Source organism: Tateyamaria omphalii (assembly GCF_014651375.1).
GTDB lineage: Bacteria > Pseudomonadota > Alphaproteobacteria > Rhodobacterales > Rhodobacteraceae > Tateyamaria > Tateyamaria omphalii.
The window spans coordinates 848,576-871,535 of the sequence record NZ_BMWT01000001.1; the positions used below are offsets into that span (position 1 = coordinate 848,576).

Consider the following 22,960-nt stretch of genomic DNA (forward strand, 5'->3'; position numbering starts at 1 on the left):
GATGTGCCCATCGCCTAGATTTCCGATATGGAACAGACACAGCATACTGAGGCCGAATCCGGCTACCACTTCAATGTCATGCGGCGCGCCATCGAGCTGATCGACAGCGCCGACGGGCCGCTGAGCCTGGATGCGCTGGCGGCCGAGATGGGCATGAGCCCTGCGCATTTCCAGCGCATCTTTTCGCGCTGGGTTGGCGTGTCGCCCAAGCGGTTTCAGCAATATCTGGCGCTGGGCCACGCCAAGGCGCTGTTGAATGAACGTTTCACCACGCTGGAGACGGCCCATGCCACGGGTCTGAGCGGGTCGGGTCGTCTGCATGACCTGTTCCTGCGGTGGGAGGCGATGAGCCCGGGCGACTATGCCAAGGGTGGCAAAGGGCTGACCATCTATTGGGGGTGGTTCGACAGCCCCTTTGGCCTTGCGTTGGTTATGGGGACAGACAAGGGGATTTGCGGTCTGGGGTTCGCTGCCGAGATGGGCGAGGACTGGGCGATGGAGGACCTTGTGCGCCGCTGGCCCAAGGCGGCCTTTGTCGAGGATCCGATGCGTTTGCGCCCTTGGGTTCTGGCCGCGTTCGGGGCCGAGGATGCAGAGTTGAAGGAGGCACCGTTGTACCTGATTGGCGCGCCGTTCCAGATCAAGGTGTGGGAGGCGTTGCTTCAGATCCCGTCGGGACATGTCACCACCTATTCCGAAATTGCCGAGAGCATTGGCAATCCGCGCGCGGTGCGGGCCGTGGGAACGGCGGTGGGCCGCAACCCGGTCAGCTGGCTGATCCCCTGTCACAGGGCGCTTCGCAAGTCCGGAGGGCTTGGGGGCTATCATTGGGGATTGCCGGTCAAACGGGCTTTGCTGGCCTATGAATCTGCACGGGTTGAGGCCTGATGTTCCGGTAACCCGTTGATCACAATGATGGGCAGGATGCTGCTCACTGCATTTTCCCCCTATTTATAGCGGCCATACGCACCTATCTTGCTGTCCCATAAAGGGTCATGCCCGAACATGACCTTGTTTTGGAAGGCAGTAGGACAAGAGATATGCTTAAATTCCCCACCGTCATCGCCATGAGCGCCGTCGTCGCGCTGGGCGCGTGTACTGATCCCGGTGCATTGGGCACCGTTGGACCCAGTGGCGAACCGATCAATCAGAAACGCAACACTGGTGCCGCGATTGGTGCCGCGTCCGGCGCTGTGCTGGGTGCTGTGCTGGGCGACCGCAAGACCGCTGTGGCCGGAGCCGTTGCTGGCGGCTTGATCGGCGGCGCCATCGGCTATGACCTTGATCAGCAAGAGGCCGAACTGCGCCGTGAGTTGGCCAGTGGTGTGACCATCACGAACACGGGCGACCGTTTGATCGTGTCGTTCCCCGAAGCGATCCTGTTTGCGACAGACAGCTTTACCGTGCGTCCGGGTCTGAACTCCGACATGGCGGCGTTGGCGCGCAGCCTTGATCGGTATCCGGCGTCCACGGTTCAGATTGTCGGTCACACCGACAGCGATGGCGACGCTGCCTATAACCAGCAACTGTCCGAGCGCCGCGCCAATGCCGTCGCCGATGTGCTGTTGAACCAGGGCGTGCCCTTCAACCGCATCCAGACCTTTGGCCGGGGTGAAAGCCAGCCTATCGCGACGAACCTGACGCCCGAGGGCAAGCAGCAGAACCGCCGCGTTGAGATCGTGATCCTGCCCACAGCGCAGTAGTCACACCGCACAGATTGTAGGCAGGGGCCTCGGCAAATTGCCGGGGCCCCTTGCGTTGTGGGGCAATCGGGTCATGTTACCGGCAACAAAGACATGAGGGACGGATTATGACGACGCCAACACTGCTCGGCATTTCGGGATCGATGCGCAAGGCATCCACCAACACCAAGCTGGTGCGCGAAGCGGCGCGATTGTTTGGCGATTGCACCTATGTTGAGGCGGATTTGCAGATGCCGCTATACGACGGTGATCTGGAAACGGCCGAAGGTGTGCCGGAAGCAGCGCAGGTGCTGGCCCGTCAGATTGCCGAGGCGGATGCGGTCGTGATCTCGACCCCGGAATACAACAAGGCGCCCCCCGGTGTTCTGAAGAACGCGCTGGATTGGGCCAGCCGGGTTGAGGGGAAGCCCTGGGCCGACAAACCGGTTGCGGTGATGTCTGCGGCCGCCGGCCGGGCCGGGGGCGAGCGCGCGCAGATGGTGTTGCGCGGATACATGGTGCCGTTTCGTCCGCGTATCTTGCAGGGGCCGGAGATTCATCTGGCGGCATCGTCCAGCCAGTTTGATGACGATGGCCGTCTGACGGGTGAGATTTACGTGCGGGAACTGACCCAACTTATGCAATCCCTGAGGTCCGAGATTGGTCGCTAGGCCGGTGTGCTGACCTCGATCAGGTTGCCATCCGGATCGCGGATGTAGAGCGACAGGATAGGGAATTGCGCGCCGGAGCGTGGAACAGGGCCGTCTTCGATGGGCGTGCCAGTGGCTTTGAAATGAGCCTGCCAGTGGTCGATTGGTGTGTCCGTGAGAAAGCAGAGGTCAGCGCTTCCCATGGTTGGATGCGTAGCCTTGGGATCAAAGGTGTTGTCGGCCTGATGCAGGTTGATCTTTTGAGCGCCAAAGGCCAGCGCGTGCCGTGTTGATCCGTCTGCCACTTCGAACGGCATATGCGTCATACCAAGGATCGTGGTGTAGAAAGCGACGGTTGTGTCGATGTCCTTGACCGTCAGGACGAGGTGATCGAGCGCCTTAAGTTTCGGTTGTTCCATTTTCCCGCTCCCTGTCCCATGGTCCCGACATGGAGCATGACCCCGACAGAACCGTTCGTCAAAGCGATGTGATGGACCCCGCCCGCGCCCGTGCCATGCAGGTGGCCTTGGGGCAGATGCCGAACCTTGTGGCGGGTGTGCCGCTGCCGCCATTCTTTCATCAGCTGTACTTTTGGTCGCCTGAGCCGCCGGATCGTCTGGGTCGGGATGGGCACCCCAAGGTGGGAGGTGTTATCCCCGACATGGGGTTGCCCCGCCGCATGTGGGCCGGGGGGCGGTTGCAGTTTCATGCGCCGCTGCTGCTTGGCGTGAGCGCGGAGAAGGCAACGGTGTGCGAAAGTGCGACGCGCAAGGAGGGACGCACTGGACCTTTGGCCTTTGTCACTTTGCGGCACGAGATTTGGCAGGAGAGCGCATTGTGTGTGACCGAGTGGCAGGACCTTGTGTATCGTCACGACCCCGATCCGAGCGCGCCGCGTCCCGTGCCACCAGTTGCCGCGACAGATGAGGATGTCACGCACGAGCACAGTTTTGATGCGACGCTGCTGTTTCGATATTCCGCGCTGACCTTCAATGGTCATCGCATCCACTATGATCAGCCCTATGCCCGCGATGTTGAGGGGTATGACGGGTTGGTTGTGCATGGTCCGCTGCTCGCACAGCATTTGATGCTATTGGCCGAGGCAGGCTTGGGGCCGCTTGAGCAGTTCCGATTTCGGGCGACCTCGCCTCTGATGCATCACGAGGTGGGGACGTTTTGCCGGAAGGGGCGAACGCTATGGGTGCGCGGCCCGGACGGGCGGCAGTGCATGGAGGCGGAGGCCTAGAGATACGCCGATGCGGTGATAAACGCGTTTCGTTCCAAGCACCCGCCTGACGGGCACCGTCAGGCCGCGCCGACCCGCCCCATGGGGCGGCGCGATTGCGCCACACCTCGGTTCGGCGCGTGAACTTCCGTCGAGCGTAAGCATATGGTTCGATTGCTAAAACGAAGCTGCCACCTCAAACCCCTGCGGAATCGTGTCGATCCCATCAAGGATCAGGTCGGCCATGGTGTGCGCGACCTTGGGCGCCATGCCGAAGCCGATTTTGAACCCTCCGTTCGCGATGAAGTGCCCGGGTATGTCGGGCCACGGGCCGAGCATCGGGGCACGGCTGCGGCTGCGGGGGCGCAGGCCTGCCCAGCGCGCGAGCACCTTTGCATTCTGGAGCGCCGGGATGGCGGCGCGGGCACGGGTCAGGATGTCATCCAATTGCGTGTCTGTGTCGATGGGGCTGTTGTAGTCCCGTTCCGTTGTCGACCCGATGGCGGTTGTTCCGTCGGCATGGGGGATGATGTGCAGCGTGTCGGCGAAGAGTTGGGGGGCGTCCGGGGCGGCGAAGTCCAGAAGGGCCGCTTGCCCCTTGATCCCGGCGCCGACCATGCGAGTGTGCCCCGCGTTCAACTCCTCCAGCCCTGCGACGCCGGTGGCGTGGACGGTGATGTCGGTCTCGGGTGCGTCTCCCTTGATGTGAACACCATGGGTTTCGAGGGCTGCAGCAAGGGCTGCACACGCCTGCCGCGGGTGCATGCGGGCACTAAGCGTGTCGAAGATTTCCATGCCGGTCGGGCTGTGCGCCGCCCAGTTGGGGTTCGCGATGGGCCGGACGGTCCAGGTGGCGGCGTCGCCCCAGAGGGTTTTGGCTGTTTCGCCGCGCTGATGGGCGAGCGCCAGCGCTGCATCATCAGCGATGGGTTGGCAACGACCTGTGCGGGCGTAGCCGGGGGACATGCCGCTGGTTGCCTCAACCTCAGCCCAGAAACTTTCGGCCATCAGTAGGCTTTCCAGTTGGAACTGTTTTTTCGGGTTCCAGTTTTCCGGCACATGTGGGGCCAGGGCACCCACGATCCCGCCTGATGCGCCTGCGCCGAGGCCGTTTGGATCAACCACCTGCACCCGCGCGCCGCGCTGGGCGAGGACCCATGCAATCGACAGGCCAAAGATGCCCGCACCGCGCACGGTGATGTCTGCCGTTGCCATTCGTCATGCCTTTCGCCAAGGTCGCCGCGATACCTTCTACAGGGGCGGATGATGCAGGACCAGCGGGCAGAGCTTGAGTGGCGCGACGGGGCGGTGCCGGTGTCCACGCGCTTTGACGATCCGTATTTTTCGCTCGACAACGGGCTGGCCGAGACGCGGCATGTGTTTCTGGATGGGAACGACCTGCCGGCCCGGTTTCGGAATGGGTTTCACATTGCAGAACTGGGGTTTGGCACCGGGCTGAACTTTCTGACCGCTTGGGCTGCATGGCGGGCGGCGGGCATTGAAGGGCGCTTGTACTTCACCAGTTTCGAGGCGTTTCCGATGGCGCAGGCTGCGATGGAGAAGGCCTTGGCTGCCTTTCCCGAAGTGGCGGATTTGGCCGCGCGGCTTGTGGCGGTAGGTGGTGGGTCGGCTGAATTCGAGGATGCAACGCTGACCGTGATCCAAGGGGACGCGCGTGAGACGCTGCCCAAGTGGGATGGCAAGGCGGATGCGTGGTTTCTGGACGGGTTTTCGCCCGCCAAGAACCCCGAGCTGTGGGGCGCGAACCTGATGGAGGAGGTGGGGCGTCACACTGTCCCCGCGGGGACAGCGGCCACCTACACGGCCGCGGGTTTCGTGCGCCGCGGGTTGGAGGCGGCGGGATTTGCCGTCACCCGAACACCCGGCTTTGGCCGTAAGCGACATATGACGCGGGGCGTTTTGGAGTGAGCCAAGGCAACAACACGCGGTTGGGCATTGCGCTGATGATCGCGGTGTCGGTGGTGTTTGCCAGCCAGGATGGCATCTCTCGCCACCTGGCGGGCGAATACAACGTCTTCATGGTGGTGATGATCCGGTATTGGTTCTTTGCTGCCTTTGTCATCACGATTGCGGCGCGTAAAGCGGGCGGTGTGCGGGCGGCAGCACAGACGCGCCAGCCTGTGGTTCAGGGGCTGCGCGGCCTGCTCTTGGCTGCCGAGATTTGCGTGATGGTCACCGCCTTTACCGTGTTGGGGTTGGTGGAAAGCCATGCGGTCTTTGCCGCCTATCCGCTGTTGGTTGCTGCCCTGTCGGGGCCGATCTTGGGCGAGCATGTGGGTTGGCGGCGCTGGGCGGCCATCGGGGTTGGGTTCATTGGTGTGCTGTTCATCCTGAAGCCGGGCCTGGGTGTCTTTGATCCTGCAGCGGTGATCCCGTTGGCCTCGGCCATCATGTTTGCCGTCTATGGCCTGTTGACCCGCTATGTTGCGCGGGATGACAGCACCGCGACCAGCTTTTTCTGGACCGGGACCACGGGGGCTGTTGCCATGACCTGTGTCGGTGTCTGGTTCTGGGAACCGATGACCGGCGCGGATTGGGGTTGGATGGGCGCGTTGTGTCTGACGGGGGCCTTGGGCCACTGGCTGCTGATCCGCACTTATGAGGTGGCGGAGGCCAGCGCGGTACAGCCCTTTGCCTATTTCCAGATGGTCTTTGCCGCCCTGGTGGGCATCACCGTCTTTGGCGAGGTGCTGGAGATCAACGTTATCGTGGGGGCTGCCATCATCGTGGCGGCGGGCCTATTCACCCTTTGGCGCGAACGACAGCAGGGTTGAGCCGACAAGTTCCTCGCTGAACGGGATCGGTAGGGGTTCTTTGCCCAGCCGTGCGCGGTAGATCGGCAGGCTTTCGGTCACGCGCATGACGTAGTTGCGGGTTTCGCGGAAGGGGATGTGTTCAATCCAGTCGATGACGTCGAAATCGTCACGTGCCGCGCGCGGATTGCCATAGCGCAGCATCCATTGGTTGGGGCGTGAGGGACCCGCATTGTAGGCGGCGGACATCAGAACAACGTTGCCGTCAAAGCGCCGTGCCAGTTGGCTGAGATATGTGGCCCCCAGCTTTGCGTTATAGGCGGGGTCCGAGATCATGCGGCCTGTCGAGTGATCGTCAGACAAGCCAAGGCTGGCCGCCACCTCTCGCCCTGTGCCGGGCATGACTTGCATTAGCCCGCGCGCACCGACGCTGGATTGCACAACCGGGTCGAATTCGGATTCGCGTCGTGCGATGGCAAGCGACATTTCGGGGGCCATAGGCAGGTTTGCATCCGCGAGGGGGTGCAGCGGGTAGTAGGGCGCGTGGATCGTGATGCCGCGCCGTGCAACGCGTTTGCCGATCATCACAGCGAGATGGGGCTGGCCTGCGGCGATTGCGACATGGCCGAGGTATCCTGCCGCATCACGGTCGAGGCGTTCGGCGAAGTGGGTCCAAAAGCGCTCAGCCAGGCTGAGCTCGCCCGAGGCTTGCAGCAGCAGGCCCGCTTCGTAGAGGTCATTTTCGGTGAGAGGGGTGTCCTGCCCCGGGGAGAAGGCTTCTGATCCGTCAAGACCGGGGTCGATGGGGAGACCGCCCCTTTCGGCGGCGAGCAGTCCATAGAATGAGGTCTGGTATCGCGCGCCTTCGGTATAGGCGCCTTTGGCTTCTTCGGTGTTGCCCATCGCTTCGTGCGCCCGACCGATCCAATAGCCTGCGCGCCCGCGCGAGATGGGGGAACGGGTGGCGTTACGGTGGTTCTGGAAATGGCCAAGTGCGACCTCGGGATCCTTGAGCAAGCGCAGGGCGATGTAGCCGGACAGCCACTCCAGATCGGCGAAAGCGGACCCTTCGGTCAGGAAGTGGCGGGAGGCAAGCTGGTAGGCACGGGCGGCGTCGCCGTCCCGCATCTCGTCCCGGGCAAGGGCGCGGCGGCGGTTGGACCATTCGTCGGGCCGCCCGAGGGCTTCGATAGAGCGGGAGCGATCCATAAGCAGCGCCTTGGCATCGTCCCAGCGCCCCTTGCGCAGCCGCCATTCAAAGCGGGCGTGGGCGAGGCCGGGATCATCCTGCAAGGTGTCTGGAACGGCTTCGATCAGGGCGTCTACATTGTCTGCCAGTGCGCGCAGACCGATGCGGGCCTGGGCGAGGGCGCTTTGGCCCTTGTCCACGAGGGCGAACATGCGACGGGCGCTGGTGAAGTCCCCGGACCAGAGCAGGGCGTCGAGGCGCGCGGCATGGTGGGGTTTGAGAAGATCGGAGTGCGCAGCGAGGTAGCGTGATTGGGTAGTATCCGCCATCGGCATCGTGCGCCATGCCAGCACGAGGCTCGCCTCTGCCTCGCCCGTGCGGTCGGCGCGGATCAGGGCGGTGGCGTGGGCAAGGACACCCTCGGGCGTTTGAGGGCCGACATTTTCGAAGAACGACAGGATGTCGGCGTCGGGTTGATCGGCTACAACCTCTTCGGACCGTTCGCGCAGCAGGGGTTCACCGGGCCAATCGGGGCGCCGCTCAAGGAAGGCCACGATGTCGGCATAGGTGCCCCGTGCGGCACGCAGGCGTTGCCATTCGATGACATCTGCGGCGACGGCACCATCGCGGGCGGCCAGTGCTGCCGCGCTGTCCCAATTGCCTGCACGCAGCGCCTCCATCGCCCAGCCGAGGGGGCGGGGTCGTTCGGCCAAAGCCGCCACAGACAGTGTAAAAAACAGGGTCAAGGCAAGGGCAATCCGGGTCATGTCTTGCAATTCCTGTCTTCGCGTGGCTAGAGCCTAGAGCATATGTTCTGGGCGTGCCGTTTCAACTCACGTTTCCGGACATATGCGAAAATCATCCCAGGCCCTCTGCCTGCCACACGTAAAAAAAGGAGCGTGAGAATGTTTAAAGGTTCTATGCCTGCCCTCGTCACGCCGTTTCGTAACGGCGCTTTGGATCTGGAAACCCTCAAGAAGCTGGTCGAGTGGCATGTCGGCGAAGGATCGCACGGGCTGGTGCCTGTTGGCACCACCGGCGAAAGCCCGACCCTGACCCATGAAGAGCATGAGCTGGTCATCGAAACCGTGGTCAAAGCCTCGGCCGGGCGCATTCCTGTCATCGCAGGTGCCGGGTCGAACAACACGGTCGAGGCGATGCGCTTTGTCGAGTGCGCAGCCAAGGTCGGCGCAGATGCGGCGCTGGTTGTGACGCCTTATTACAACAAGCCGACCCAGCGGGGCCTGATCGCTCATTTCACAGCACTTCATGATTGTGCTGATGTTCCGATCATCATCTACAACATCCCCGGTCGGTCGGTGATCGACATGACGCCCGAGACGATGGGTGAGTTGGCCAAACTCCCCCGTATTGTCGGCGTCAAGGATGCGACCGGCGATCTGGCCCGTGTCTGTGATCAGCGTATGACCTGTGGTCCCGACTTTATCCAGTTGTCTGGTGAGGATGCGACAGCGCATGGGTTTAACGCCCAAGGCGGAGTTGGTTGTATTTCCGTTACCGCGAATGCGGCGCCCAAGTTGCTGAGCCAGATGCAGGAAGCCTGCCTGGCCGGTGACTATGCGAAAGCGCTGGAGATTCAGGACAAGGTGATGCCGCTGCACAAGGCGATCTTTACCGAGCCTGGGCTGGTTGGCGCGAAGTACGCCATGTCGAAGCTGGGCCTGTGTTCGGACGAGGTGCGGTTGCCGTTGACCGGTCTGTCGGATGAGACCAAGGCCAAGGTTGATGCGGCCCTCGTGCACGCCGGGCTTCTCTGAAAATGAAAAGGCGGGCCTGAGTGCCCGCCTTGTTTTTACCGTTTGCCGTAGTAGAGGCCAACCACGTGTTCGGCCTCTGCGAAGAACAGCCATCGTGAGGCGAGCGCGCCAGCGACGTGGCTGATGACTGCGAGCAGGGCGACCCAGTGCGAGAACGGGGCCGCCAGCAGCAGGACCGGAAGCCCCACCATCAGGATCAGGGAAATCACACGCAGCTTGAAGCTATGCTTGCGCCCGACGACATAGGCGAATTCCTTGAGCAGGTAATTGGTGCCGGTGTGGGGCGGTTCGAACGCGCGGACGCTGCCGTTTGTCCCAAGCCCTGTTGCCGTGGCAAGGTTGGTGCCGGATCCGGCCAATGCACCGTCACCCTGCATCCATAGCACGACCTGAATGACCCCTGCGATCAGCAGCAGCGCCATCGCCCATGTCACCTGTCCGGCCAGCAATGCGCCGCCCGCAAGACTGTAGCTAAGGAACATTACCGGGGTCAGCGGTGAGTTCCAGCGTGGGATGGTTTTGAGTTGGGTGTAGATCATCGACGTGGTGAAGACCGTCAGCAGTGAGAAGATCGCACCGATCAGGCCCAGCAGGCTCCAGCGTTGACCGAAGAACACCAGCCCGGCGCCGTAGAGGCCCATGACCACCAGCGCCACTACGGCGCAGACGCCTTCGCGGCTGAGCCATGAGCTGCGCCATTGTGTGAACGCTTTCATGGCCCGTTCGGGGTGACCGAGGTGGAAGGTGGACGAAATCAGGCCGCCCACCGCGCAGAGATAGGCGATGACGAAGAAGGCAAAGGCGCTCCACCCCGTGACCGCCGGGTAGCCGAGGCCAAGGAATATCAGGAGGCCGAAACCGATGCCGGAGAAGACCGTGAAAAAGATGACGGATGGTGCTGGATGCATCAGAGTTTCTCCAACGTCTTGTCGAGCCAGCCGAGGAAGCCGGTGGCTTCCTGCGCGACGGGTTCGAGGTAGGGGGCGAGGATGTCGATGTCGCCTGCGCCTTCGGACAGCGTGTCTTTGGGGCGGGGTGGCAGGTATTTGTTGACCGGCTTGGTGCCCTGTTCCGGCATCAGGTCCATGCCGCCGCGTTCAGCGGTCAGTTTGGACACGTTACTTTCGGGGTCAGCGAAGTCCCCGAAGTGCCGTGCGCCTGCCGGGCATGTGCGCACGCAGGCCGGTTCCCGGTCTTCCTCGGGCAGGTTTTCGTTGTAGATCCGGTCAACGCAGAGGGTGCATTTCTTCATCACCCTCTCGACCTGGTCCATTTCACGGGCGCCGTAGGGGCAGGCCCAGGCGCACAAGCCGCAGCCGATGCAGTCGCTTTCGTTGACCAGCACGATGCCGTCCTCGACTCGCTTATAGCTGGCCCCGGTGGGGCAGACTGTGACGCAGGGCGCGTCCTCGCAATGCAGGCAGGATTTGGGGAAGTGGATGAGTTGCGCTTCGCCTTGTTCCGGCTGCACCTCGAAGCTGTGCACGCGGTTGAGGAAGGTGCCCGATGGGTCGGCGCCATATGCATCCGTGTCCGAGAGGGGCGCACCGTAGTTTTCGGTGTTCCAGCCTTTGCACGAGATCACGCAGGCGTGGCAGCCGACGCAGGTGTCGAGGTCAATGACGAGGCCGAGTTTGCGGTCAGTGGATTGGGGTAGGGTGGTCATGCGGTTGTCCTCACTGAGAGGGCAGGACTGGGGCTCTGCCCCAGACCCCGGAGTTTATTTGGCAAGATGAAGGGGGATCTTTCTCTCAGCACGCCGATGGGCTCGGCCTTGGAGGCGTCCCAATTGGCGATGAAGTAGATGAAGGTGCCGACAGCGACTGCGATGAACGCGGCGATGGCGAGGAGGGTGCGTTGGATCGGTGTCATTTGCCCACCTTCCATGCCAGTTGCTTTGGCCCTTTGCCCACGGGTGATTTGATCGGACCCATTGCTGGTTGGGATTCCGCAGGTACTGGCGCTTTTTCAATGCGCACCTTGAGGTCGAACCACGCGGCCTGCCCTGTGATTGGGTCGGAGTTGGCCCAACGAAGGCCGTCGCCCTTGGGTGGCAGCAGCTCGTGGATCAGATGGTTCAGCAGGAAGCCTTTTGTTGCTTCGGGGGCGTTTTCATCGAGTGCCCATGCGCCTTTACGTTTGCCAATGGCGTTCCACGTCCAGACGGTGTTTTCGTTGAGCGCAGCCATTTCGAGCACGGGCACAGTGATTTCGCCGTGTGGCGAGGTTACTTTGGCCCAATCGCCATCGCTTAGGCCGTTTTCGCGCATCAGCTTGGTCGGCAGGTAGAGCGGGTTGTGGCCATGCAACTGCCGCAGCCATGCGTTCTGGCTGCCCCAGGAGTGGTACATGGCCATGGGGCGCTGGGTCAGCGCAGTGATCGGGTATTGATCGCCGTGGTTGTCGGGCGACGGGTCGTACCAGATCGGCAGTGGATCCATCGTGGCCTTGATCCGCTCGCGCAGATGATCCGGGGGCTGGCGGTCGCCATGCCCTTCGGCTGCGAGTTGGAAACGTCGCATCGGTTCCACGTAGAGCGTGAACAGGTAGGGTTGCGGGCTGTCGAAGAGGCCCATGCCCACGGCCCAATCCTGGTAGGCGCTGTTCCATGGTTTGTAGTAGAGCGCTTCGTCGGGGATGTGTTCGACGAAAAATCCGCCGTTCTCGATGTAGCGGTCGAGCTGGTCCGGGTTCACGTCGCCCCGTCCCGTGTCGTTGCCATCCCCGCGGAAACCTGCAAGCGGGCCGATGCCGGGCTTGCGTTCGTGGTTGACGATGTAGTCGCCGTAGTCGGCGTATTTCTGGCTGCCGTCCTCGTTGGTGAAGCCTGGCAGGCCCAGTTTCGCGCCCAGTTCGCACAATACCGACTGGAACCCGCGCACGTCGCGGTCGGGTTCTATGACCGGCCAGCGGATTGCGTCGGCTGCTGCGTCCGCTTCGCAAATGGGGCGGTCGAGCAGCGAGATGCAGTCGTGCCGTTCGAGATAGGTCGTGTCGGGTAAAACGAGGTCGGCATAGGCGACCATTTCCGAGCTATACGCATCCGAATAGATGAGACGCGGGATCACGTAGTCGCCGTTTTCATCCTTGTCCGTCAGCATGTCGATCACGCCACGCGTGTTCATGGACGAGTTCCACGACATGTTCGCCATGTACATGAACAGCGTGTCGATCTTGTAGGGATCGCCTGCGTAAGCGTTCGAGATCACCATATGCATCAGCCCATGCGCAGACATCGGGTTTTCCCACGAGAACGCCTTGTCGATGCGGGCGGGAGTGCCGTCTTCTTTCAACGCCAGATCATCGGGGCCGTGCACGAAGCCCAAATGGGGGCCGTCGAGTGGTTTGTCGGGCGTGGTGCCGCTATGCGGTTTGGGGTGGGCCGTGGCTGGTTTCGGGTAGGGCGGTTTGAAGCGGAAACCGCCTGGCACTTCGACCGTGCCCAAGAGGATTTGCAGGACGTGCAGGGCACGGCAGGTCTGGAACCCGTTGGCGTGGGCCGAGATGCCGCGCATGGAGTGGAAGGAGACCGGGCGACCCTGCATCGTTTTGTGCGTCTCGCCCCGGAAGTCGGTCCATTCCTGGTCCAGCTCGAATGCCTCTTCAAAGGCGACACGGGCAATCTCGGCGGCCAGTGTGCGGATGCGCTTGGCCGAAATGCCGACGCGGTCGGCCACAGCCTCTGGCGCGTATTCGTTGCTCAGATAGCGTTCGGCCATGTGCTGCATGACCGTGCGGTGGCTGATGCCCGCGTGACGGTGGGTCGCGGTGAGGTCGGGTTTGACGCCTTTCTGGTCGAAGGGTGTCAGCTTGCCCGTCGCGCGGTCGATGACCAGTTCCTTGCCATCATCGTCGCGCAGCAGCAGGCCGTGTTCCGGCGATTTTTCATCGCCGTTGATCAGGCAGGGCGCATTGGTGAATTGGGCGAGGTAGTTCACGTCGATCTTGCCAGCCTTCATCAAGCAGTGGACAAGCGACAGAATGAACAGGCCATCGGTGCCGGGGGTGATACCGACCCAATCGTCGGCAACGGCGTTGTAGCCCGTGCGGATCGGGTTCACGCCGATGACGCGTGCGCCGCGGGCTTTGATCTTGCCGATGCCCATCTTGATCGGGTTGCTGTCATGGTCTTCGGCCACGCCGAACAGCATGAACAGCTTGGTGTGATCCCAGTCGGGTTGACCGAACTCCCAGAACGCGCCGCCCATCGTGTAGATGCCTGCCGCCGCCATGTTGACCGAACAGAAGCCACCATGGGCCGCGTAGTTGGGCGTGCCGAAGTTCTGGGCAAAGAAGCTGGTGAAGCTTTGCGACTGGTCTCTGCCGGTGAAGAAGGCGAGCTTCGAGGGATCGTCCTTGCGAATCGGGGCCAGCCAATCTGTGGCGATTTGCAGGGCCTCGTCCCATTCGATTTCCTGGAATTCGCCGGAGCCGCGTTCACCCACGCGTTTGAGCGGCTTGCGCAGGCGCGACGGGGCGTTGACCTGCATGATGCCGGCCGAGCCTTTGGCGCAGAGCACACCCTGGTTCACCGGGTGGTCGCGGTTGCCTTCGATATAGGCGACTTTGCCGTCCTTCATGTGCACGTTGATGCCGCACCGGCAGGCGCACATATAGCACGTCGTCTTGCGCACCTCGTCCGAAACATGCGGCGACGTGTTGATCTTAGGTTGCTGGAACGTCATCTGGCCTCCCCTTCGCCTGATGCTCAGGCTAAATAGTAAATCCCCGCAAGTATCAGCGCTGCGATAAACAGGGTTTCGGTGACAAGCAGGGCAATGGCGGCTCCTCCGACCGCCAGTACCCGCTTGAGGTTTGTTTTCATGCCGACCGCGGCGATGGCGACCAGGAGCATCCAGCGCGAGGCCTGGCTCATCAGGTCGGTGACGGGGGTCGGGATAAGGTGGAATGAATTGAGTGTGGCCAGCGCCAAAAAGCCGATCACGAAGAAGGGCAGGAGCGGTGGGCGTGTGCCGTCTTCGGGCGCTTCGGCAAAGGACCGGATCAAAAGAGCGGCGATCAGCACTACAGGGGCCAGCATCGACACGCGGATCAGCTTGACCAGCGTTGCGGTATCGCCCGCCTCTTCCGAGATGGAGAAACCTGCGCCGACCACCTGTGCCACATCGTGGATGGTGGCACCCAAGAAGATGCCCCCGGCGGTGTCGTCCATGCCCAACTGCGTCACGAGGATCGGATAGGCGATCATGGCGACCGTCGACAGGACGGTCACACCCAGCACGGTAAAGATCAGGCGCTGCTCCGATCGTTCGTCTTTGGGCAGGATCGCACTGATCGCGAGGGCAGCAGATGCGCCGCAAATGGCGACGGAGCCCGCTGTCAGGAAGGCAAAGCGCCAGCCGTGGCCGAAAAAGCGTGCGATCATCAGGCCGAAACCGATGGTGGCTGCGACCCCGCCGATGACGAGCGCGACGAGTTCAAGGCCAAGCCCGGTCATCAGTTCGAAAGATATACGGACACCAAGGAATGCGATGCCCAAGCGTAGGATCGTCCGGGCGGCAAAGGCGATCCCTTCAACTGTTTTGCCCTCGTCCCCGAGGAAGGCCACCGCGATGCCGAGAAGCAGTGCCATCAGCATGGCGGGCGTGTCGTAGTGTTCAGCGAGGAATTGTGCTGTCACGGCGACAAGGATCGCCACCAGAACGCCGGGAAACAGGACGCGCACCCGGTCGGGGAGGTCATGCAGGAAGGAGTTTCCGGTTGCAGTCATGTTGTGAAGTGCTCCTGTTCCGTGCCCTGGCGGAAGACTGGAGCGTTGATCATTTGGTGTGTGCTTGTGCGGTTCACGGCTGCGCCCCTGTCATCAGGGCGCGTGCGTCGGTGGCGATCTGGCGTTCTTCGTCGGCTTTGACGACATGGACCGGCACATCGCCGAACAGCTTGAGGTGGTCCATGATGCGTGTGCGGATGGGTTCTGCGTTTTCACCGATGCCGCCAGTGAAGGCGACGGCGTCGAGACCGCCCATCGCGACGATGGCGGACCCTGCATGACGGGCCGCCCAGTAGCAGAAATGCTCGACGGCCAGTTTCGCGCGCTCCGTGTCGGCACCCAGCAGCAAGCGCATGTCGTTGCTGCCACCTAGACCTTTGAGCCCGCTTTCGTGGTTCAACATATGGGCCGCTTCGTCCGCGCCATAGATCTCGGCCAGCCGCAGAACAGCCATGCCGTCTATGGCACCCGATCGCGTACACATCGTCAGCCCGTCCAGTGGCGAGTAGCCCATGGATGTTGCGACTGAGGTGCCATTGTGGATCGCACAAAGCGACGCGCCGGAGCCGAGATGGAAGGCGAGCAGCCGCTCGGGCAGGGCATCGCCGAATTGCGTGACAATCCAGGCGTAGCTGAGGCCGTGAAAGCCGTAGCGGCGGATGCCCATGGAACGGGGTTCCTTGGGCAAGGCGTAGGTGGTTGCGACCTCGGGCTGGTGCGCATGGAACGCGGTACCGAAGCTGGCATATTGGGGCAGGTTGGGCGCGAGGGTTTGCAGCGCGCGGATGCCCGCGAGGTTCTTAGGGTTGTGCAAGGGCGCGAGCGGAGTTGCCGCTTCAATCCCGGCGATCACGGTGTCATCGATGGCGCAAGGGTCGACCAGTGATGTGCCGCCATGAACCACGCGGTGGGCGGCCGCTGTCAGTTGATCCGGAGTGATCCCCTGTCTGGTTAGGCTGTCGAGGATCGTTGTCAGTGCCGCGTCATGATCGGGTGCGGTGACGTTCTGGTCTTCGTTCCCGAGTGTCAGATGAGCCAATGCGCCGCCAATGCCGCTCACCTGTCCTGCCATCACTTCTGTCAGGTCCGGCTGGAACAGCGCGACCTTGATGGAGGAGGAGCCTGCATTGACGACAAGGATCATGCGGCGGCCATGATGGCCCCAAGGGCCACGGAAGAAAGCCGTGCTGCGGGCGGATCCGCGCGCGACGTCAGCAGGATTGGCACCTTGGCGCCCATGACGATACCGCCCGCACAGCCGCCTGCGAGGTAGACAAAGGATTTGAACAGGCCGTTGCCCGAGACGATGTCGGGCACGATGATTGCGTCGGCTTTGCCAGCAACCGGATCTTCGGTCATCTTCTTGGTCGCTACGGATTTGGGCGACATGATCAGGTCGAAAGCAAGTGGACCGGAGAAATCGGCGTCCGCGATATTCTCGCGCGCCCAATCGCGCAGGGCGCGGCCCTCCATCGAGGACGGTACACTTTCGATGGCGGATTCGGTGGCTGACAGGAAGGCAACCTTGGGTCGGGCATTGCCCAGCTTGTGCAACAGTTTGACCACCTCGCCTGTCGCGTCCTGGCGTGTCGCCAAGTCGGGGCTCACGTTGACGGCGGCGTCGGAGATCGTGATCGACCCGGTGCCGTCGGCGGTGGTGATGTGGAAGATATGGACGAAGCGGCGGCCCGTACGCAGGCCTGCATCGCGCGAAACGGCGGCGCGCATGAACGCATCCGTGTGAAGCTGGCCTTTCATCAGAACATCCGCACGGCCTTCGCCGCAGGCCAGTGCAGCGGCGGCACCGGAGGCCGCTTCGCCCTCGGCTTCGATCAGCTCGAAACCTGAGATGTCCCAATTCAGCTTCTCAGCTTCGGCTTCGATCATGTGACGTTCACCGGTGAAGACCGGGATCATCATGTTGGCTTCGGTTGCTTCCTTGGCTGCCAGCATCGGCAGGGGCGCACCGGCGCGGGCGATGGCCACACGGGGGCTCGCTGCCTTTTGCGCCATTTCGATGATGTGCGCAGGGGCGATTGCGTTGGCGTCGGACAGGAAGGATTGGGGCACGAAACCGCCTTTCAGAAATGAAAAAGAGGGGACGGGCGCCTGCCCATCCCCTCGGGTCTTAGCAGATTACGCAGAGACTTGCGGAACCATATCGTCTTTGGAGATGCCAGCCACTTCGACAGGCTTCTTCATCGCGTCGCGGCGGAACGGGTCGCCCAGTTCTTGGTTGATCATGGCTTCGATCAGCGTGGTGATGCCGTTTTCCATCTGATCTTTGATCGCCTGGTTCAGGGCTGCTGTCAGCTCTTCCTGCGTGCGGGCGACAACACCCTTCAGGCCACAGGCATTTGCGATGCCTGCATAGGACACCTGCTCGTCCAGCTCGGTCCCGACGAAGTTGTCGTCGAACCACAGGGTCGAGTTCCGCTTTTCCGCACCCCACTGGTAGTTGCGGAAGACGATCTGCGTGATGGCAGGCCATTCGCCGCGGCCAATCGCTGTCAGTTCGTTCACTGCGATGCCGAAGGCGCCGTCACCAGCAAAGCCTACAACTGGAACCTCGGGCTGGCCGATTTTCGCGCCCACGATGGCGGGCAGGCCGTAGCCGCAGGGACCGAACAGGCCAGGTGCGAGATACTTCCGACCTTCCTCGAAGGAGGGATAGGCGTTGCCGATGGCGCAGTTGTTACCGATGTCGGAGGAGATGATCGCCTCGACCGGCAGCGCCGATTGGATTGCACGCCACGCCATACGAGGGCTCATCCAATCTGGCTTGGCTGCACGCGCGCGCTCGTTCCAGTTGGTGCCGGGATCGTCCTGCTCTTCGTTCATGGACGTCAGTTCCTGGGCCCATGCCGATTTGGTTTGCGCGATCTTGTCTTTGCGTGCTTCGCGGCCTGCGTCGCCCGCATCATCCGCCAGTTGCGACAGGATGCCGTTGGCCACCTTGGCAGCGTCACCCACGATGCCCACGGTGACTTTCTTGGTCAGGCCGATGCGGTCAGGGTTGATGTCGACCTGGATGATTTTCGCATCCGTGGGCCAGTAGTCGATGCCGTAGCCGGGCAGGGTCGAGAATGGGTTGAGGCGGGTGCCGAGGCACAGAACCACGTCCGCTTCGGAAATCAGCTGCATGCCAGCTTTGGAGCCGTTGTAGCCAAGCGGGCCAGCAAACAGCGGGTGGTTGCCGGGGAAGGCGTCGTTGTGTTGGTAGCCCACGCAAACAGGCGCAGTCAGACGCTCGGCCAGTTCTTGCGACGCGGCTAGGCCACCTTTGGACAGAACAACACCGGCACCGTTCAGGATGACAGGGTTCTTGGCTTCGGACAGGATCGCGGCTGCTTCGGCAACCGAGTTCTGGCCGCCTGGGGACGCTTCGAATTCGATCGGGTCAGGGATTTCGATGTCGATAACCTGAGTCCAGAAGTCACGCGGGATGTTCAGCTGGGCCGGACCGGACAAGCGCTTGGCCTGGCTGATGACACGGGTCAGAACTTCGGCCACGCGGGACGGATCGCGTACTTCTTCTTGATAGGCGACCATGTCTTCGAACAGTTTCATCTGTTCAACTTCCTGGAAGCCACCCTGACCAATTGTCTTGTTTGCTGCCTGTGGTGTCACCAGCAGCAGTGGTGTGTGGTTCCAGTACGCGGTTTTCACAGCTGTCACGAAGTTGGTGATGCCGGGGCCGTTTTGGGCAATCATCATCGACATCTTGCCGGTGGCGCGTGTGAAGCCATCGGACATCATGCCGGCGGACCCTTCGTGGGCGCAGTCCCAGAATTTGATGCCCGCATCGGGGAAGATGTCGGAAATGGGCATCATGGCCGAGCCGATAATGCCAAAGGCATGCTCAATCCCGTGGCGCTGCAGGCACTTCACGAATGCTTCTTCGGTGGTCATCTTCATGGGGCAGTCTCCAATAGAGGCGGGGGCGTCGAATCGCCCCGGAAATGTTCCAACAGACGTTACTGTTGTGGTGGATGCTGGGTTAGGGCCAGTTGTGATCTCCGAATAAGTCCAGGCTAGTTTGGCAGTGTTTGTGCGATCAGTCCAATTCCATCCTTGATCCGATCGACGTGAATTGAGGAATATCCAAGGCGGTAGAAGCCTTTGGGTTGATCATCACCGGAAAAGAATGCGTGACCCGGTTCGATCAGCACACCTGTCTCTTGCAGCCGTTGCGCCAAGTCGCGTGTGTCCACCCCATTTGGTGCGCGCATCCAGTAGGAAGAGCCGCCAAAGGCGCCCTGGCCTGCGATGTCCAGCCCGTGCGCTTCGATGGCGGCCTGCATCGCATCCCGGCGGACGTGCAATGCGGCCCCCATCTTGCGGATTTGTGCATCGTAGTGACCCATCGACAGGAAGTAGGCTGCGGTGCGTTGAATGTGACCCGGCGGGTGGCGCAGAACGGATGTGCGCAGGGCGCGAGCTTCGCGCACAAAGGGCTCTGAACCAACGAGATAGCCCAAGCGCAGCCCCGGGAACAACGACTTGGAAAAGCTGCCAACATAGATCACGCGCCCGTCCGTATCCATGGATTTGAGGGCCGGTGAGGGCGGGTTGAGAAAAGACATCTCAAACTCGTAATCATCTTCGACAATCAGGGCATCCAGTTCCCGTGCGCGGTCCAGCAATGCTTGCCGCCGTGCTATGGGCATTGTGGATGTCGTTGGGCATTGGTGGCTGGGCGTGGAAAAGATCACGTCCGTATCCGGGGGGATGCCATCCGGGGGCAGCCCGTCCCGGTCCACGCGCACAGGCGCGAGGTGGCAGCGGGACTGGTTCAGAATCTCGCGCAGCGCGGGGTAGCAAGGGTCTTCGAACGCGGCGGTTCGGCGTTGCGTGAGCAGGATCTGCGCGGCCAACCACAGCGCGTTCTGCGCACCGAGCGTGATGAGAATCTGGTCTGCGTTTGCCGAGATGCCGCGGCGGGGCAGCGTGTTGCGCTGTATGAACTCGATAAGCTGTGGGTCGTCCTGATCAAAATAGTCGGATGTCAGGGCTGCGAAATCCCTTTGACCTAGGGCCTGCAGCGCACATTGACGCCAGTTTGCATGATCAAAGAGCTGTGGGTCTGTTTGCCCATAGATGAACGGGTATTTGAATCGTGCCCAATCCTGCGGTTTGCTGAGTGTGTGCCCGCCTGAGAAGCGCTGTCCGATGGCGCGTGTCCAGTCCACCGCATCGCCGGATGCGGGTTGTGGCTGGTAGCTTGGCGGGACGGGTGCATTTGCTGACACGTAGTAGCCCGACCGCCCGCGTGCGGTCAGATAGTCCGAGGCGACGAGTTCAGTATACGCCAGCGTGACCGTGATGCGACTGATGCCCAGATGCGCGGCCAGTTTGCGGGTGGAGGGCAGTTTTTCACCCGATCCAAAGCGCCCCGACAGGATGCCATGCGCGATCATCTGCTGCACTTGGCTTTGCAGCGTGCCCTGATGTCCCGGCTGTAAGAAGAAGGTTTCGACTGGAAGTGCCATGCCTTCAGGATATTCTGGACTTAGTCAGAAATCAATCTGGCATTAAAGTGCAGCGAAAAGAAAAGTGACTGCGTGGACCATGATTACAGGGGTCTCAATTAATGAGATGATTTGTATCATTATTGCTTTGTGACCGCAAGGTGCTTTGCGCAAACCGCAGTACGCTTTGCGGATGTTACCACTCCAATAAAAGGTAAGGCCTTGGAAAACAGCCGAGGTTTCTGTTTTTGGCTTCAACAGCTGTTATGTGTTTTTAAGCGTGCGCGCTGTCCAACAGTGATGCGAGGGCATCCGTTCGCGCGGCCAGTGCGCCTTGTCGCAAGGTTGCCAATACAAGAACCCTGCGCAGCGGCTTGGGCAAAGGTATCTTTTGTACTGACCCGGTTCGATATCGGTCCACATCCGGTTCAGGAAGCAATGTGAAGCCAAGCCCGCTGGTGACGCACTCCATGATGGCTTCGAGATTATCCAGAACAACCGTATTGGTGGCTGTTTGGCGATCATGCTGCGCCATTTCGTTGGCGATGAGCTTTCCGATTCCGGTGTCTGGCATGAAATGGAAGAACGGGTGCTTGGCAAAGAGCCCGCGCATACCATCCGCCATCAACGTCGAATGCGCAGCAAAGACGAACGGCTCTTCGCGAATGACAGTCGCTGACAATGCGTCGGGCAGGCCATCTGCATCTGTCAGCACGGCAGCGTCGATCTGACCGGCAAGAACCTTGTCCTGCAGGGGTCTTGAGAGGCCCGTCTCGAATTCGAATGTCGCGCCGGGTGCATTCTTTCGTGCATTCTCCAGGAAACCCGGCAGCAACCGTACAGCGGCTGTTGTGATGAAGCCCAGCCGGAACCGTCCAACCAAGGAATCGCTCGGACGGCACAGTTCAACCAGGCCGTCTTCTTTCTGTAGCAGCGCGGCGGCCTCCTGAACGACGGAGCGTCCAATTGGCGTCAGGCGAGGGGGGCGCACGGAGCGGTCGAACAGATCAACTGCCAACTCGCTTTCTAACGCTTTCATCTGCATGGAGAGCGCTGGGAGCGTCATGTTCAATTGGCCCGCTGCCTTGGCGAATGACCCAACTGTCGAAATCTTGACCAGGCTTCTCAGTGCACGTGTCTGCATAACTTCAGGGCTTCTGAATATGGTATTCAATCTTATTCGATTGCTCTGAATTTTGGCAAGCGTAACTTAGTGCTAAAACCGAGGGACTCTTCCATGACACATCCTCTTGTTGACGTCGCAAGGGAACTCGCACCGGGTTTTGATAGGCGTGCCGCCCATTGGGATACAACCTGCAGCTACTGCTGGCAGAATGTGAAAGAGCTTGCAGATGTCGGGATCATGGGCATGTCCATCCCGCAAGAGTTCGGTGGGCGCGGCGCGGATTTCCTTGATGTGGCAATGGTTGTCGAAGAGATTGCCAAGGCTTGTACCCTCACAGCCCGCATCGTCGTCGAGGCAAACATGGGCGGGATCAGTGCTGTCATGGCCTATGGTACGGAGGCCCAGAAAGCCTTTTGCGCGCCGCATGTGCTGGCCGGGGACAAGCCTGCCATCTGCATTACCGAGCCGGAAGCTGGAAGTGCAGCCACGGAAATGCGCACAACGGCGCGTAAGCGCGGTTCGTCATACATCCTGAATGGAACGAAGCATTGGATTACCGGGGGCGGCGTGTCGAAGCTTCATCTTGTTTTTGCACGGGTGTTGGACGAGGCCGGGAGCGACCTTGGTATTGGCGGCTTCATTGTATTTGCTGATCAGTCGGCAGGGGATGTACCGGACGGTTTCCATGTCGTTGGGCGCGAACGCACGATGGGATTGTGCGGGATGCCGGAGGCAGAGCTGCGTTTTGAGGATGTTGAGGTCGATAAGAAATGGCTTCTTGTCCCGCCGTCCGGCTTGCGACGCGGGTTTGCGGATCTGATGAACGCCTACAACTCGCAACGTGTGGGGGCGGGCACGATTGCGATGGGGGTCGCGGCAGGGGCGCTGGGCCATGCGCAACGTTACTTGCTGGAGCGCGAGCAGTTTGGTCGCCCCCTGGCTGAATTCCAGGGGCTGCAATGGATGCTTGCAGACATGGACACACAGGTCCATGCCGCGCGTTTGCTGTTGCATGATGCGGCCCGGTCTCGCGGACCCGGTGGCAGTCTCTTTCCAGACATGACAGCGGCAGCGCGGGCCAAGCTCTTTGCGTCTGAGATGGCAATCAAAGTCGTCAATGATGCGCTTCAGATGTTCGGTGCGCGCGGCTACAGCGAGCGCGAGCCGCTGGAGCGGATGTATCGTGATGTGCGGATGTTCACTATTGGTGGGGGCACGGCGCAAATTTTGCGCACCCAGATCGCCGGGAACGTCCTTGGCATCAAAACCCCGCAGATGCGCGGTGGGTATGTTCAAACCCCGAGCGTTCCGCGGTTTGTTGCGGAGTAGGTGTC

General features: G+C 61.5%; 21 protein-coding genes. 8 read left to right on the top strand and 13 right to left on the bottom strand.

From position 1 onward, the window contains the following. Positions 1-27 precede the first annotated feature (27 nt). From IE087_RS04040 to IE087_RS04050, 3 genes are all read left to right on the top strand, one after another. Entirely contained in the window at positions 28-888 is an 861-nt protein-coding gene (locus IE087_RS04040; RefSeq protein ID WP_189367898.1) for a methylated-DNA--[protein]-cysteine S-methyltransferase, read from the top strand. A 152-nt stretch (positions 889-1,040) separates the two neighbouring features. Continuing rightward, complete coding sequence (locus IE087_RS04045; RefSeq protein WP_189367899.1) at positions 1,041-1,703, top strand: YiaD family glycine zipper/OmpA-like lipoprotein; 663 nt, start codon at positions 1,041-1,043, stop codon at positions 1,701-1,703. Between the two features lie 107 nt (positions 1,704-1,810). Continuing rightward, complete coding sequence (locus IE087_RS04050) at positions 1,811-2,353, top strand: NADPH-dependent FMN reductase (RefSeq protein WP_189367901.1); 543 nt, start codon at positions 1,811-1,813, stop codon at positions 2,351-2,353. Here the strand turns inward: IE087_RS04050 and IE087_RS04055 are convergent. Then, positions 2,350-2,751 (bottom strand): VOC family protein, encoded by a 402-nt coding sequence (locus tag IE087_RS04055; RefSeq protein ID WP_189367903.1) that lies wholly within the window; start codon positions 2,749-2,751, stop codon positions 2,350-2,352. The two genes, IE087_RS04050 and IE087_RS04055, sit on opposite strands and share 4 nt — an antisense overlap. 29 nt (positions 2,752-2,780) lie before the next feature. Here IE087_RS04055 and IE087_RS04060 point away from each other — a divergent pair, with 29 nt between their 5' ends. Beyond that, a complete protein-coding gene (locus IE087_RS04060; protein ID WP_189367904.1) occupies positions 2,781-3,578 on the top strand; it encodes an HTD2 family dehydratase in 798 nt (265 codons plus the stop codon). 156 nt (positions 3,579-3,734) lie between these two features. Here IE087_RS04060 and IE087_RS04065 read toward each other — a convergent pair whose 3' ends face one another. After that, positions 3,735-4,772: an NAD(P)/FAD-dependent oxidoreductase gene (locus tag IE087_RS04065; protein WP_189367906.1), complete on the bottom strand. Its 1,038-nt coding sequence runs from the start codon at positions 4,770-4,772 to the stop codon at positions 3,735-3,737. Between the two features lie 51 nt (positions 4,773-4,823). Here IE087_RS04065 and mnmC2 point away from each other — a divergent pair, with 51 nt between their 5' ends. After that, entirely contained in the window at positions 4,824-5,486 is a 663-nt protein-coding gene (mnmC2, locus tag IE087_RS04070) for a tRNA (5-methylaminomethyl-2-thiouridine)(34)-methyltransferase MnmC2 (RefSeq protein ID WP_189368336.1), read from the top strand. Further along, positions 5,483-6,352, top strand: coding sequence for a DMT family transporter (locus tag IE087_RS04075; protein ID WP_268244631.1), 870 nt, complete (start codon positions 5,483-5,485; stop codon positions 6,350-6,352). Before mnmC2 ends, IE087_RS04075 begins: the two co-directional genes overlap by 4 nt. On the opposite strand, the gene IE087_RS04080 is transcribed toward IE087_RS04075, so the two are convergent. Further along, complete coding sequence (locus tag IE087_RS04080; protein WP_189367908.1) at positions 6,317-8,287, bottom strand: lytic transglycosylase domain-containing protein; 1,971 nt, start codon at positions 8,285-8,287, stop codon at positions 6,317-6,319. The two genes, IE087_RS04075 and IE087_RS04080, sit on opposite strands and share 36 nt — an antisense overlap. A 138-nt stretch (positions 8,288-8,425) precedes the next feature. Here IE087_RS04080 and dapA point away from each other — a divergent pair, with 138 nt between their 5' ends. Beyond that, a complete protein-coding gene (gene dapA, locus IE087_RS04085) occupies positions 8,426-9,298 on the top strand; it encodes a 4-hydroxy-tetrahydrodipicolinate synthase (protein WP_189367910.1) in 873 nt (290 codons plus the stop codon). Between the two features lie 35 nt (positions 9,299-9,333). Here the strand turns inward: dapA and IE087_RS04090 are convergent, their stop codons facing one another. From IE087_RS04090 to IE087_RS04135, 10 genes are all read right to left on the bottom strand, one after another. After that, positions 9,334-10,206: a dimethyl sulfoxide reductase anchor subunit family protein gene (locus IE087_RS04090; RefSeq protein WP_189367911.1), complete on the bottom strand. Its 873-nt coding sequence runs from the start codon at positions 10,204-10,206 to the stop codon at positions 9,334-9,336. Then, positions 10,206-10,964, bottom strand: a complete 759-nt coding sequence (locus tag IE087_RS04095; protein WP_189367913.1) for a 4Fe-4S dicluster domain-containing protein — start codon at positions 10,962-10,964, stop codon at positions 10,206-10,208. Before IE087_RS04095 ends, IE087_RS04090 begins: the two co-directional genes overlap by 1 nt. After that, a complete protein-coding gene (locus IE087_RS04100; RefSeq protein ID WP_189367915.1) occupies positions 10,961-11,170 on the bottom strand; it encodes a hypothetical protein in 210 nt (69 codons plus the stop codon). Before IE087_RS04100 ends, IE087_RS04095 begins: the two co-directional genes overlap by 4 nt. Next, entirely contained in the window at positions 11,167-13,983 is a 2,817-nt protein-coding gene (locus IE087_RS04105; RefSeq protein ID WP_189367917.1) for a molybdopterin oxidoreductase family protein, read from the bottom strand. The genes IE087_RS04100 and IE087_RS04105 overlap by 4 nt, the downstream gene beginning before the upstream one ends. Positions 13,984-14,006: 23 nt before the next feature. Continuing rightward, positions 14,007-15,029 (bottom strand): YeiH family protein, encoded by a 1,023-nt coding sequence (locus IE087_RS04110; RefSeq protein WP_189367919.1) that lies wholly within the window; start codon positions 15,027-15,029, stop codon positions 14,007-14,009. A gap of 73 nt (positions 15,030-15,102) precedes the next feature. Next, a complete protein-coding gene (locus IE087_RS04115; RefSeq protein ID WP_189367921.1) occupies positions 15,103-16,173 on the bottom strand; it encodes an acetate/propionate family kinase in 1,071 nt (356 codons plus the stop codon). After that, entirely contained in the window at positions 16,170-17,099 is a 930-nt protein-coding gene (locus IE087_RS04120; RefSeq protein ID WP_229801255.1) for a phosphate acyltransferase, read from the bottom strand. The genes IE087_RS04115 and IE087_RS04120 overlap by 4 nt, the downstream gene beginning before the upstream one ends. Positions 17,100-17,165: 66 nt before the next feature. Further along, positions 17,166-18,947, bottom strand: coding sequence for a sulfoacetaldehyde acetyltransferase (gene xsc / locus IE087_RS04125; RefSeq protein ID WP_189367923.1), 1,782 nt, complete (start codon positions 18,945-18,947; stop codon positions 17,166-17,168). 116 nt (positions 18,948-19,063) lie between these two features. Next, positions 19,064-20,521, bottom strand: coding sequence for a MocR-like pyridoxine biosynthesis transcription factor PdxR (gene pdxR, locus IE087_RS04130; protein WP_189367925.1), 1,458 nt, complete (start codon positions 20,519-20,521; stop codon positions 19,064-19,066). Between the two features lie 253 nt (positions 20,522-20,774). Next, complete coding sequence (locus tag IE087_RS04135) at positions 20,775-21,644, bottom strand: LysR family transcriptional regulator (RefSeq protein ID WP_189367927.1); 870 nt, start codon at positions 21,642-21,644, stop codon at positions 20,775-20,777. Positions 21,645-21,737: 93 nt separating this feature from the next. On the opposite strand from IE087_RS04135, the gene acdA reads away from it, so the two are divergent. Next, positions 21,738-22,955, top strand: coding sequence for a 3-sulfinopropanoyl-CoA desulfinase (gene acdA, locus IE087_RS04140; protein WP_189367929.1), 1,218 nt, complete (start codon positions 21,738-21,740; stop codon positions 22,953-22,955). Positions 22,956-22,960: the final 5 nt, after the last annotated feature.